The 11,868-nt window shown below is 77.0% G+C and carries 8 protein-coding genes; 6 read left to right on the top strand and 2 right to left on the bottom strand.

What is annotated here, in order from left to right; genetic code table 11:
- Window positions 1-310: 310 nt before the first annotated feature.
- Window positions 311-1,102 (bottom strand): glutamate racemase, encoded by a 792-nt coding sequence (locus AVW11_RS33920; protein ID WP_030848949.1) that lies wholly within the window; start codon window positions 1,100-1,102, stop codon window positions 311-313.
- Window positions 1,103-2,507: 1,405 nt separating this feature from the next.
- On the opposite strand from AVW11_RS33920, the gene AVW11_RS33915 reads away from it, so the two are divergent.
- The 5 genes from AVW11_RS33915 (at window position 2,508) to AVW11_RS33895 (ending at window position 8,789) form a co-directional block, all read left to right on the top strand.
- The gene (locus AVW11_RS33915) at window positions 2,508-3,680 is read left to right on the top strand and encodes a glycosyltransferase (RefSeq protein ID WP_030855728.1); all 1,173 of its coding nucleotides are present in this window, start codon (window positions 2,508-2,510) and stop codon (window positions 3,678-3,680) included.
- A 247-nt stretch (window positions 3,681-3,927) separates the two neighbouring features.
- The gene (locus tag AVW11_RS33910) at window positions 3,928-4,434 is read left to right on the top strand and encodes a DUF6643 family protein (RefSeq protein ID WP_060180327.1); all 507 of its coding nucleotides are present in this window, start codon (window positions 3,928-3,930) and stop codon (window positions 4,432-4,434) included.
- Between the two features lie 52 nt (window positions 4,435-4,486).
- Window positions 4,487-5,311: an MOSC domain-containing protein gene (locus AVW11_RS33905; RefSeq protein ID WP_076046941.1), complete on the top strand. Its 825-nt coding sequence runs from the start codon at window positions 4,487-4,489 to the stop codon at window positions 5,309-5,311.
- 260 nt (window positions 5,312-5,571) lie between these two features.
- A complete protein-coding gene (locus AVW11_RS33900; RefSeq protein WP_030855725.1) occupies window positions 5,572-6,183 on the top strand; it encodes an Rv1733c family protein in 612 nt (203 codons plus the stop codon).
- A 146-nt stretch (window positions 6,184-6,329) separates the two neighbouring features.
- Window positions 6,330-8,789 carry a right-handed parallel beta-helix repeat-containing protein gene (locus tag AVW11_RS33895; RefSeq protein WP_060180329.1) on the top strand — a complete coding sequence of 820 codons (2,460 nt, stop codon included), beginning with the start codon at window positions 6,330-6,332 and terminating at the stop codon, window positions 8,787-8,789.
- On the opposite strand, the gene AVW11_RS33890 is transcribed toward AVW11_RS33895, so the two are convergent.
- The gene (locus AVW11_RS33890) at window positions 8,740-11,208 is read right to left on the bottom strand and encodes a hypothetical protein (RefSeq protein WP_420856422.1); all 2,469 of its coding nucleotides are present in this window, start codon (window positions 11,206-11,208) and stop codon (window positions 8,740-8,742) included. The genes AVW11_RS33895 and AVW11_RS33890 overlap by 50 nt on opposite strands.
- A 167-nt stretch (window positions 11,209-11,375) precedes the next feature.
- Between AVW11_RS33890 and AVW11_RS33885 the strand changes: the two genes are divergently transcribed.
- On the top strand, window positions 11,376-11,864 hold the full coding sequence (locus tag AVW11_RS33885) for an SRPBCC family protein (protein ID WP_030855719.1): 489 nt from the start codon (window positions 11,376-11,378) through the stop codon (window positions 11,862-11,864).
- Window positions 11,865-11,868 lie beyond the last annotated feature (4 nt).

Genomic DNA, 11,868 nt, shown 5'->3' with positions numbered 1-11,868 from the left:
CGGAGCGGGCGCGGCACGCCGCGGCTCCGGCGGCTGCCCGTCGGCTTCGCCCGCCCCGCGGAAGGCGTGGGCGGGCGGGTGGTCCGAGGGAACGGGGGAACGCGGGACGGGGAACGCGGGGCGGGGTACGGGAAACGCGGAGCGGCGTGCGGGAAACGCGGCCCGCGGAAGCACGGAGCGGGGAGCCGTGAGCGGGGAAGCGCGGAGCCGGCCGCTGCGCGGCCGGCATTTTTTCGTGAGGACGTGTGCGGCCGTGGCCGCGGCGGCGGCGGTTCGCGCGGTGGCCCGGACGGCGTCCGGGCCACCGCGGTCAGCCGACGGGAGCGCCCTGGCCCGACAGCAGTCGGCCCTCCGCGTAGGCGAACGCGGCGGCGGGCAGGGCCGCCTCGCGGCCGCTGTGCAGGACGGTGAGGCCGCCCGTGCGGGGCAGGCCGGGCTCGGCGGTGACGCCGAGGCGGCGCAGCGCCTGGAGGGCCACGGGCTCGGCGGAGCCGTAGTAGACCAGGTCCGCTCCCCCGGTCCGCGCGGCGAGGGCGGCCCGGATGGGGGCCGCGGTCAGCTCGTAGTGGGTGCACCCGAGCACCACATCGGTGACGTCGGCCGGGGTCAGCGCGGCGGCCGCGGCGACGGCCGCGGTCACGGCGGCGTCGTCGGCGGACTCCACGGCGTCGGCGAGCCCCGGGCAGGGCACCTCGGTGACCCGGGCGCCGGTGGCGAAGTCGCGGATCAGCCCGCGCTGGTAGGGGCTGCCGGTGGTGGCGGGGGTGGCCCAGATCGCCAGGCGGCCGCCGGCCGCGGCGGCGGGCTTGATCGCCGGTACGGTCCCGATGACCGGGATGGCCGGCTCCAACTCCGCCCGCACGGCGTCCAGGGCGTGCACGGTGGCGGTGTTGCAGGCGATGATCAGCGCGTCGGGGCGGTGCGCGGCGGCGGCCCGGGCCACGGCCAGCGCCCGCCCGGCGAGGTCCTCTGGGGTCCGCGGACCCCAGGGCATCCCGTCGGGGTCGGAGGAGAGGACCAGATCCGCGTCCGGCCGCAGCCGCCGCACCGCCGCGGCCGCCGCGAGGAGGCCGATTCCGGAGTCCATGAGCGCGATCTTCACCCGGCCACCTTAGTCGACCCCGGCTCCGGCCGGACCCGGCACCGGCCACATCCCGCCGCCGTGCGCCGCCCTCACGCGACCGGATCCGGCCCGTCCGCCGCCACCCCTCGCGGGCCACCACACCCCCTGCGGCCCCCGATCCCGAGGCCGATCCAGCCGCCCACCCCACCGCGGCCGCACGGGCACCACACCGCCCCCACCGCCGCGCCCACCTACACCCCAGCGGGCAGCCGGGTACGTCCTCGGCTGCCCCGCCCCGAGTACCGGGCACGCCGCGCCCACGACCAACCCGTCGCCCGCACCCCGCAGCCCGGCCCCACGCCCGGCCGGCACCCCGCGGGGTGCAGGCGGATGCTCGCCCCACCCCGGCGACCGCAGGCCCGCCCGCACCCCTCGGCCGGCACCCCCGCAGGCCCGCAAGGGCGCCGCCGCAGCCTTCCCGCCCTGGGGGCACGGGCGGATACGCGCCCCACCCCCGCCACGCCGCCCGGCCACGCGCCCCGGCAGACACCCGCGGGCCCGCACCGGCGCCGCCGCGCCATCCTGCCCCGGGGACACGGACGGATACTCGCCCGACCCCGGCCCCGCCGCCCACCGACGCACCGCCAGCAGCACCACGCCCCGGCCGACACCCCACGGACCACCCGCCGCCCGGCCCGCACCAGCGCCGCCACGCCATCCCGCCCAGGGGGTACGAGCGGGGTGCTCGCCCCACTCCGGTGACCGCCCGCACACCGGCGCCCCGCTGGCACCACCGCGGCCCGACCGACACGCCGCGGCACCGCAACGGCGCCGCCGCGCCCTCCCACCCCCGGGGGCACGGGCGGATACTCGCCCCACCTCGGCGATCGTGCTCCCGGCCCGCCCGCGCCCCGGCCAGCACCCTGCGGGCCCGCACCGGCGCCGCCGCACCCTCCCGCCCCGGGCACGGGGGGGCTCCCCCACCCCGGTGACCGCCGCCCGGCCACGCGCCCCGGCCGACACCCGCAGGCCCCAACCCGCCGCCCGGCCCGCACCGGCGCCGCCCGCTCCCGCTCCGGGGGCACGGGCGGGCGCTCGCCCCACCCCGACGCCCCCGCCCCGCAACCCTGCCCCACACCGGCGATCGCGCCCCCACCCGCCGCCCGGCCCGCCTCAGCGCCGCCGCAACCCTCCCGCTCCGGGGGCGTGGGCGCGCGCTCGCCGCAGCCCGGCCCCACCCCCGCGACCGCGCCCCGCGGCCCGGCCACGCGCCCCGGCCGGCGCCCCGGCCGCGCGCCCCGCGCTCCCGCACCCGCCGCCGCGGCGCCGCACCCGCTGCCGCGGGGGCGCCGGCGCGCCCTTGTCCGCCGCCCCGCCCGGAGGGGCGCCGCACCGGGGGTGCCGGGTGCGGGACAGGGGCCCGGGCGCCCGGCACACTGCCGCCATGGGCCTCCTCACCGCCGCGTCCTTCGCCTCCCTCGCCGCATGGCTCTGGCTCACCCTCGCCCAGGGCATGTTCTGGCGTACCGACGTCCGGCTCCCCGCGCGCACCGCCCCCGACCGCTGGCCGTCCGTGGCGATCGTCGTACCCGCCCGGGACGAGGCCGAGGTGCTGCCCCTGAGCCTGGCCTCGCTCATCACCCAGGACTATCCCGGTGAGGCCGAGGTCATCCTCGTGGACGACGGCAGCACGGACGGCACCGGCGCCCTCGCCCTGCGGATCGCCGCCGAGCAGCCGGGGCTGCCGCTCACCGTGGTCTCCCCCGGCGACCCCCCGCCCGGTTGGACCGGCAAGCTGTGGGCGCTGCGCCACGGCATCATGCTCGCCCGTACCGCGCACGCCACCGAACCCGACTTCCTCCTGCTCACCGACGCCGACATCGCACACGAACCGGACAGTCTGCGCGAATTGGTCTCCGCCGCGGCCTCCGCCGACCTCGACCTCGTCTCGCAGATGGCCCGACTGCGCGTCGCCGGCGCGTGGGAGCGGCTCGTCGTACCGGCCTTCGTCTACTTCTTCGCCCAGCTCTACCCCTTCCGCCGGATCAACCGGCCCTCCGCACGGACCGCAGCGGCCGCGGGCGGCTGCGTACTGCTGCGCACCGGTGCCGCCGTGCGGGCCGGGGTCCCGGACCGGATCCGCCAGGCCGTCATCGACGACGTCTCCCTGGCCCGTGCCGTGCAGGACTCCGGCGGGCGGATCTGGCTGGGGCTCGCCGAGCGCGTGGACAGCGTCCGCCCCTACCCGGCGCTCGCGGACCTGTGGCGGATGGTCTCGCGCAGCGCATACGCGCAACTGCGCCACCGGCCCGCGCTGCTGGCCGGGACGGTCGCTGGGCTGGCGCTCGTCTACCTGGTGCCCCCGGCCGCCCTCCTGGCGGGCCTCGCCGCCGGCCGGCCCGCCGCCGCGTGGGCCGGCGGCCTCGCCTGGCTGCTGATGGCCGGCACCTACCTGCCGATGCTGCGCTACTACCGCCAGCCCGCGGCGCTCGCGCCGCTGCTTCCGTTCACGGCGCTGCTGTACCTCCTGATGACCGTCGACTCGGCCGTCCGGCACTACCGCGGGCGGGGCGCGGCATGGAAGGGCCGTACCTATGCCCGCCCGAGCGACGCCTGAAACGAGGGACCTCCGCCCGGACCCGCGTCATCCGAGGTCACCGCGTTGTGACGCTGCGTCAGCAAGAAGTCGGTGCAACGCACAACCGGTAGGTACGAGTTGGACCAAGGTGGGATGGAAGTGGCGAAATCGTGCACGTGAACGCCAAGTGAAAGCTGTGGCTCTGACCTGCGAATATGCAGGTCAGCGCGGTGTTGACGCCACCTCGCTATGGACCCGGTGAATTCGTGGGCTTAACTTATGTCTCATGACCTCCCCCCGCTCCACTTATGGCGGCGGTTACTACTCCGCGCCCTCCTTCCCGGACACCCCCATCTACGACTCCCTCGTCGCCGAACGCGGCACTCCGCAGATCGCCCCGATCCGCGTCCCGGCCGCCTACGAGTCCCCGAGCGCGGGTTATTCGAGCGGTGGATACCTGCCGGCCCTCCCGTCGGCCCTGCCCGCACTGCCGCCTGCCACCCCTCAGCAGCAGGCTCCGGCGTACGGGTACCCCTACCAGCAGCAGGCCGCCGCGCAGCCGATGCCACTGCAGAACGCGCCCGCTCCCTACATCCCCCAGCAGCAGCCGGTCGCGGCCCGCGCCGGGTACGTGCCGCAGCCCCAGCCGCAGCAGCCCCGCCCGGCGGCCATGGCCACCGGCTACGAGGCGATGCGTCCGGCCGCGCCGCGCCCCATGCAGGTGCCGGCTCCGGTGGCGGGTGCCTCGTACGAGGACCCCTACGGCCGCCCCTACCAGGGACGCGGCTACTGACCGGCTCCCTCGCGCGCGCCGGGACGGCGCAGCGGGCTGGCAGTATGCCCCCATGTCGAAGTTGCACGTTCAGGCGCTCCACGTCCACCCCGTCAAGTCGGTAGCGGGGACCGCTCCCGACGAGGTGGCCGTGGAGCCCTGGGGTCTGTCCGGGGACCGGCGGTGGGCCGTGATCGACCCCGAGGGCACGGTCCTCACCCAACGCCGGCATGCCCGGCTGGCCTTGGCCTCCGCGCGCCCGCTGGGCGGCGGCCGGATCGCGCTGACCGCGCCGGGCATGGCGGAACTGCTGGTGGAGGTGCCCGATCCGGGTCCGCTGGAGCCGGTTTCGCTGTTCGGGAAGAAGGTCGAGACCGTGGTCGCGGCGAGGGCCGCGGCCGACTGGTTCAGCGCGTTCCTCGGGGTTCCGGTTCGGCTGGTGCACCTGGACGACCCCGCCGTACGTCGTCCGGTGGACCCCGACTACGCACTGCCGGGCGAGATGGTGAGCCTGGCCGACGGCTATCCGCTGCTGCTCACCACGCTCGCTTCGCTGGACGCGCTCAACTCGCTGATCGCGCAGGGGGACCACCCCGAGGAGGGTCCGCTGCCGATGGACCGCTTCCGGCCCAACGTGGTGGTCTCGGGGGCCGCGGCCTGGGCGGAGGACGGCTGGCAGCGCATCGCGATCGGCGGCACACTCCTGCGCGGCGCGCGCGAATGCGGCCGGTGCGTCGTGACCACCACCGACCAGCGGACGGGCGAGCGCGGCAGGGAACCGCTCAAGACCCTCGCCCGGCACCGGCGGATCGGCAAGTCCCTGGCCTTCGGGCGGCTGCTGGTGCCGCTGGGGCCGGGCATGCTGCACGTCGGCGACGAGGTCCGCATCCTCGCATGACGGGTCGCCCGCGGGTGGCGACCGGACCACTGGAATGACACCTTCGGGGGGCTCCGCCCCCGAGCTGGAACCAACCGGCGTGACCAGGCCGTTGGATCAGTCAGGACAGGTGGGTACCCGCACGGGGCAGTGACACCGGACGACCGGTTCCGGATCGGGTGGCACATGTCTCGTGCGTCCCGGAACGCGTCCCCCGGGGCATGCGGAAGGCGTGGGCGCGCAGACAGGCGGAGACTGGCGCAAGTAGGGGGAGCCGGACCGTGCGGACAGCAATGGGTGTGTGGCGGTGGCGGCGCAATCCGCTGCGCCGGCCCACCGATCTCTTCGAGGCGTGGGTGGCGTTCGCCGCGCTGGTGTGCGTCGTGGTGGTGGCTCCGGCCGTCGGCTGGGTCGCGGGCCTGAGCGTGGACGGCACGCTGCAGCGGGCCGCGTACGAGCAGCGGCAGGAGCGGCATCTCGTCCCGGCCGTGGTGGTCCGTGCCGCCCCGGCCCCGGCCGAGGAGGTGTCCGCCGACCCTTCCGCACAGCGGACGGCCCCCCGGCGCACGCAGATCGTGGCCTCGTGGACCGCGCCCGACGGCAGCAGCCACGAGGGCACGGTGCCGGCCGCCGAGGAACCGCCGCACCCCGGCGAGCGGTTCCGCATATGGACCGACGCGCGGGGGCGCCTGGTGGGGCGGCCGCTCGACCCGTCGGCCGCCTCCTTCCACGCGGGGACGGCGGGCCTGGCGGCCGCGGCAGGGGTGGCCGTCCTGGCCGTGACGGTCCGCCGCCTGGTCGTACGACGGCTCATGCACCGTCGGTACATACGTCTGGACCGGGCGTGGGCGGCCGCCGGGCCGGACTGGGGCCGGGCGGACGCCGGTGGCTGACCTGGCGGCTCATCCGCTCCGCGCGCGCTACGGTGGAGCCGCCGAACCGGTCGCTGCCGTGGCAACAGCCACGAGAGCGGCCTCGGACAACAGCGGCTCCGGCCGCATCGGCAGCGCGAGCACGAGGGTGGGGGCACGACAGCACCATGGTTCAGGGCACGGTCCAGGTGACGCACGGCGGCTCCTCGCGGTGGCGGCGCCGCTCCGGTGAATATCCGACGCTGACCGCCGCGCTCGCCGTCGCGGGCGACGGGGACGTGCTGTCCATCGCCCCGGGCACCTACCGGGAGAACCTGGTGCTGCACCACGCCGTCACGCTGCGCGGGCCCGAGGACGGCTCGGGTTCGGTGCGCATCGCGCCGCTCGACGGCGTCGCCCTGACGTTGCGCGCCTCGGCCGTGGTGCAGGACCTCCACCTGGAGGGCCAGGACCGGGCCGCGCCGGCGCTGCTGGTGGAGGACGGCTCCCCCGAGCTCACCGACCTGCGGGTGAGCACGCACTCGGCGGCCGGCATCGAGGTGCGCGGCCCCGGCGCCCGGCCCCTGGTGCGCCGCTGCACCGTGGAGAACCCGGCGGGCGTCGGCATCGCCGTACTCGACGGCGGCGGCGGGGTGTTCGAGGAGTGCGAGGTCGTGGCCTCGGGACAGACCGGGTTCTCGGTCCGCGGCGGCGGCCGGCCCCGGCTGGAGCGCTGCCGCATCCACCACTCCACGGGCGCGGGCATCGCCGTCACCGGCGAGGGCTCGGGCCTGGAGGCCCTGGGCTGCGAGGTGTACGAGGTCAGGGGCGCCGGGGTGCAGATCGCCGCGCGCGCCGCCGCCCGCCTCACCGACTGCGCGGTGCACCGCACCTCGGCCGACGGGGTCACGCTCGACACCGACGCCGTGCTGACCCTGGCCGGGTGCGACATCCACGACATCCCGGAGAACGCGATCGACCTCAGGTCGCGTTCGGTGCTCACCCTCAGCCGCACGTCGGTGCGCCGCTTCGGGCGCAACGGCCTGTCGGTGTGGGATCCGGGCACCCGGGTGGACGCCGAGTCCTGCGAGATCCACGACAGCACGGGCGACTATCCGGCGGTGTGGGTCAGCGACGGGGCCACCGCGTCCCTGGACTCCTGCCGGGTGCACGACGTGCCCGACGCGCTGTTCGTGCTGGACCGGGGGTCGGCCGTCGAGGTCACCGACAGCGATCTGTCCCAGGTCCGCAACACCGCGGTCTCGGTGAGCGACGGGGCCACCGCGCGGCTCGACGACTGCCGCGTCCGCGAGGCGGCCACCGGCGCCTGGTTCCGCGACCACGGCAGCGGCGGCACCCTCGCCGGCTGCACCATCGACGCCGTCCAGACCGGCGTGATCGTCACCAAGGGCGCCGACCCGGTCCTGGAGGACTGCACGGTCACCTCCCCCGCCGAGGCCGGCTTCTACGTGTCGGCGGGCGGCCGCGGCACCTTCACGGCCTGCCGCGTGACGGACAGTTCCGGTTTCGGCTTCCACGTCCTCGACGGCTGCCGCACCACGCTGACCCGCTGCCACACGGAGCGCTGCGCCCGCGGCGGCTACGAGTTCCCGGAGGACGGCCCCGTCGTGGAGGAGTGCACCGGCGACGGGTCGGGCCCGCGGCAGGCGGCCCAGGCCGCCCCGGGCGGCGGCTTCACCGGCGCGCAGGCCGGGGTCCGCACGGTCACCGCGGCGCGGAGCCCCGCGGCGCAGCCGGCCCCGGCGGCCCAGCCGTCCGTACCGCGGCCTGCGGATCCGGGGCGGGCCACAGCTTCGGAGACGGCCGCGCGGGCGTCCGGCGCGGTGCTGGGGCAGCTCGACGGGCTCGTGGGCCTGGACAGTGTCAAACGCGAGGTGCGGGCTCTCACCGACATGATCGAGGTGGGCCGGCGGCGGCAGTTGGCGGGCCTCAAGGCCGCCTCGGTGCGCCGCCACCTGGTGTTCACCGGCTCCCCCGGCACCGGCAAGACGACGGTCGCCCGGCTGTACGGCGAGATCCTCGCCTCCCTCGGCGTGCTGGAGCGCGGGCATCTGGTCGAGGTGTCCCGCGTGGACCTCGTGGGCGAGCACATCGGGTCCACGGCGATCCGCACGCAGGAGGCCTTCGAGCGGGCGCGCGGCGGAGTGCTGTTCATCGACGAGGCGTACGCGCTGGCCCCGGAGGACTCGGGCCGGGACTTCGGGCGCGAGGCGATCGACACGCTGGTGAAGCTGATGGAGGACCATCGGGACGCGGTGGTGGTGATCGTTGCCGGGTACACGGCCGAGATGGAGCGTTTCCTGACCGTCAACCCCGGTGTGGCCTCGCGGTTCTCCCGGACCATCGCCTTCGGCGACTACGGCCCGGGGGAACTGCTGCGGATCGTGGAGCAGCAGGCGGAGGAGCACGAGTACCGTCTCGGGGAGGGCACCGCCGAGGCCCTGCTGACGTACTTCACGGAGCTGCCGAAGGGCCCCGCGTTCGGCAACGGCCGCACCGCGCGCCAGACCTTCGAGTCGATGGTGGAGCGGCACGCGGGGCGGGTGGCCCAGCTCGCGGAGCCGAGCACGGACGAGCTCACCCTGCTGTTCCCGGCGGATCTGCCGACGCTTCCCACCCCTTGCTGACGCCGGGGCGCTGAGCGGGCATTCCCCCGGCCACCGCTGTGCGGGGCCCTGCGGCGCGTGCGGCCCGCTCCAGCCGGGCGAGCAGGGCGGCGCGTTCGGCGGCGAAGGCGGGGTCCGCCTGGTAGTCGGCGTGGCCGAGGATCGGCGCGGGCAGCGGGTGGCGGGCGCTGCGCCCGTAGGCGAGCGGGTCGGCGAGCGGGCCGCGGTCCACCTCCGGGGAGTCCGGGCCGGGGAGCGCGGGCCCGCCGATGGGGTCGGTGGCCCGCCAGAGGTTGCGCCAGCAGTCGACGTCGCGGTGCAGGGCGGTGAGCTGTCCGGGGCCGAAGTAGGCGGGGAACCAGCGGCCGTAGAGGCGGGCGAGCGGCGATCCGTAGGTGAGGAGCGCGACGCGGCGGCGTACGGGCGGCGGCAGTTGCCAGACGGCCGCCGCGGCGAGCACGCTGCCCTGCGAGTGTCCGGAGATCACCAGTCGGCCGCCGGTGCGGCCGGTCCAGCCGGCCATCCGCCAGGTCAGGTCGGGGACGGCGCGCTCGGCGTAGCAGGGCGGTGCGAACGGGTGGGCGGCGCGCGGCCAGAAGGTGCCGACGTCCCAGAGGATCCCTATGGTCCGCCGGGCGGCCGGGTCGCGGTAGGCGCGGCGGCCCCAGGCGGCGAAGAGGGCGATGCCGAGGCCGATGAGCCAGGACCCGGCGTCCTGGGCGGTGCGGGCGGCGGTCTCCAGCAGCGGCGGGGCCCCGCGGGCGGCCTCGCCCGGGACCTGTCCGCTGAGCCAGGCTCCGGCCAGGGCGCCGGCGCCGAGCACCAGGGTGATCCCGGAGACGGCCGCGACGAACCAGGGCGCGGAGTCGGTGAGTGCGGCGGCCGTCCGCGCCCCGGCGATGCGGCGGCTGCGCGCCTCGTCCGGGCTCTCGCCCGGGTATTCGGCGGCGACGGCCGCGGCGAGGCGGCGCCGGGTGCGGGCCGCGCCCGCCGCGAACCAGGCGGCGAGCAGCGCCAGTACGAGGAGCAGCGGAGGCAGCACGGCGGCCTGCCAGGACAGCAGGACGGGCGGCCCGGGCAGGGGCGCGCCCGCCATCCCCGGGGTGGCTCCGCCGTCCATCCAGTCGGCGACGCGCTGGGCGACCCCGCCCGACATCACGCCGCCGAGGGCGCAGCCGAGCATGGCGACGGCGGGGCCGCCGAGCCCGCGCAGGGCGGCCGCCGGGTCGGGGGCCCTGCGGTGCAGGTGGCGGGCGACGGCGGCGAGGGCGAGGACGCAGAGGCCCTGGCCGAGCATGATCACCCCGAAGGCGAAGTCGCCGGGGAGCCGCCCGGTGGAAGTCCAGCCCGGACGGGACCAGCAGGCGTGCAGGAGGACGGCGGCCAGCAGGGCGAGGGCGGCGCCGGGCAGCAGGCAGACGGCGGCCCGGTCCAGGCGGTGGTCGGGGCGGTCCTCGCTGCGGCCGCGCCGGCAGACGACCCAGGCGACGGTGACGGCCCCGGCGCCGAGGAGGGCCTGGGTGATCCAGCCGAGGGCTTCGAGGGCGGGCGCGGTCGCCTCGGCCCGGCGGTCGTGGGCGGCGGTCGGCGCGGAGACGGCCACCGCGACGGTGAGCAGCCCGGCCGCGGTGTGGGCGGCCCGCAGCCGGGCCACGATGCGGCGCCCGTACCAGAATCCGGGGCGGCCGAGCGCGGGCGCGGTGTCGGAGGCGGTGTCCGGGTCGGCGGCGCCGGCGGGCGGCGGCTGGGATTCGTAGGCGCTCCAGGTGCGGTTCGACAGGTACCAGAGCAGCCCCGTCAGCGCGGTGGGGACGAGTGCGCCGAGGGCGAGGCGGCGCCCGGGCTGGGACCACCAGCCGCCGCCGTCGGGGGCGAGGAAGCCGAGCGGGGAGCCGGGTGCGGTGCAGCCCGCGGCACCCGCGCACTGCCAGGCGACGAGGTCGAGCGCGACCTCGCAGGCGGCCGCGATCAGCAGGACGGTCAGGCTGAGCGCGAGGATCCGTACGAGGACCCCGTACGTGCGCACCGTGCGCGGCGCGGGGTGGGCGGCGGGCCCGGTGGGGGCGGCCGGCCTGGCCCAGTGGGCGAGGTTGGCCACCATGAAGGGCAGGAGCAGCAGCCACAGGGCGCGGGCGCCGTTGCCGGAGGTGAGCCGGGACCAGCAGTAGGCCTCGGGGACGGGCTGTCCCGCGTACCGCTCGGGGTGGGCTTCGGCGTCGGCGTCGTCGGTGCGGCGGAACACGGCCGCGGTGGAGTCGCCGGTGACGCGGACGGTGCGCGGGTCGCCGAGCAGCTCGGCCGGGGAGGCTCCGGCGACGCCGTGGACGAGGAGTTCGAGGGCGAGTGGGGGTTCGGTGTGGGGGCGGTCGGGCACGGGGGCCTCCGCTCGCGTGGGGATCGGCGCCGCTCCAGGATCCCGCGCGGTGGGGGCGCTGCCCAGGCCCCGTACGGGGGAACCGCCGGCGGGAGGCGGGGCGTAGGGCGCACGGGCCGTCGTACGCGGCGTCCTGGGCGCAGAACACCGGCGGATCGCAGCGGACATCTCGCGGGCACACGGCTATGGTGACCGCGCACATCCGTCCGGATCACCACCCAGGAGGTACCGCCATGGCTCGCCGACTCCGCCCGGTGGGGCTGGACTTCATCGACGACGCACCCGTCCGGCTGGTGTTCGCAGCCGGGGCCGCGGCGCCGCCCGAGGCGGTGTACCAGGCGCTCGCCGAGGAAGTGGAGGGCTGGCCGGGCTGGTTCAGGGCGGTCACCCTGGCCCGCCCCACCCACGGCGGGGGCGGCCGCGAGATCAGACTGCTGGGCGGGGTGCGCATGCAGGAGACGATCATGGCCGCGGATCCCGAGAAGCGATACGCGTACCGCGTCGACACCACCAACGCCCCTGCGGTGCGCGCCCTGTTGGAGGAGTGGCGGCTCACGCCGGCCGGTTCGGGCACGCACATCCGCTGGACCTTCGCCGCGGACGGCCCGGCCGCCTTCCGCCTGGCCCTGACCGTGGCCCGGCCGGGCCTGGGCCACTCCTTCCGCACGGCGGTCCGCGCCTTGGACGCCCGACTCGGCGCGCGCCGCTCGACGGGGCGTTGACGGC

This window comes from Streptomyces amritsarensis (genome assembly GCF_001953875.1).
GTDB lineage: Bacteria > Actinomycetota > Actinomycetes > Streptomycetales > Streptomycetaceae > Streptomyces > Streptomyces amritsarensis.
The sequence above is the reverse complement of the archived record's forward strand: the minus strand, read 5'-3'. Positions and strand labels throughout refer to the sequence as shown.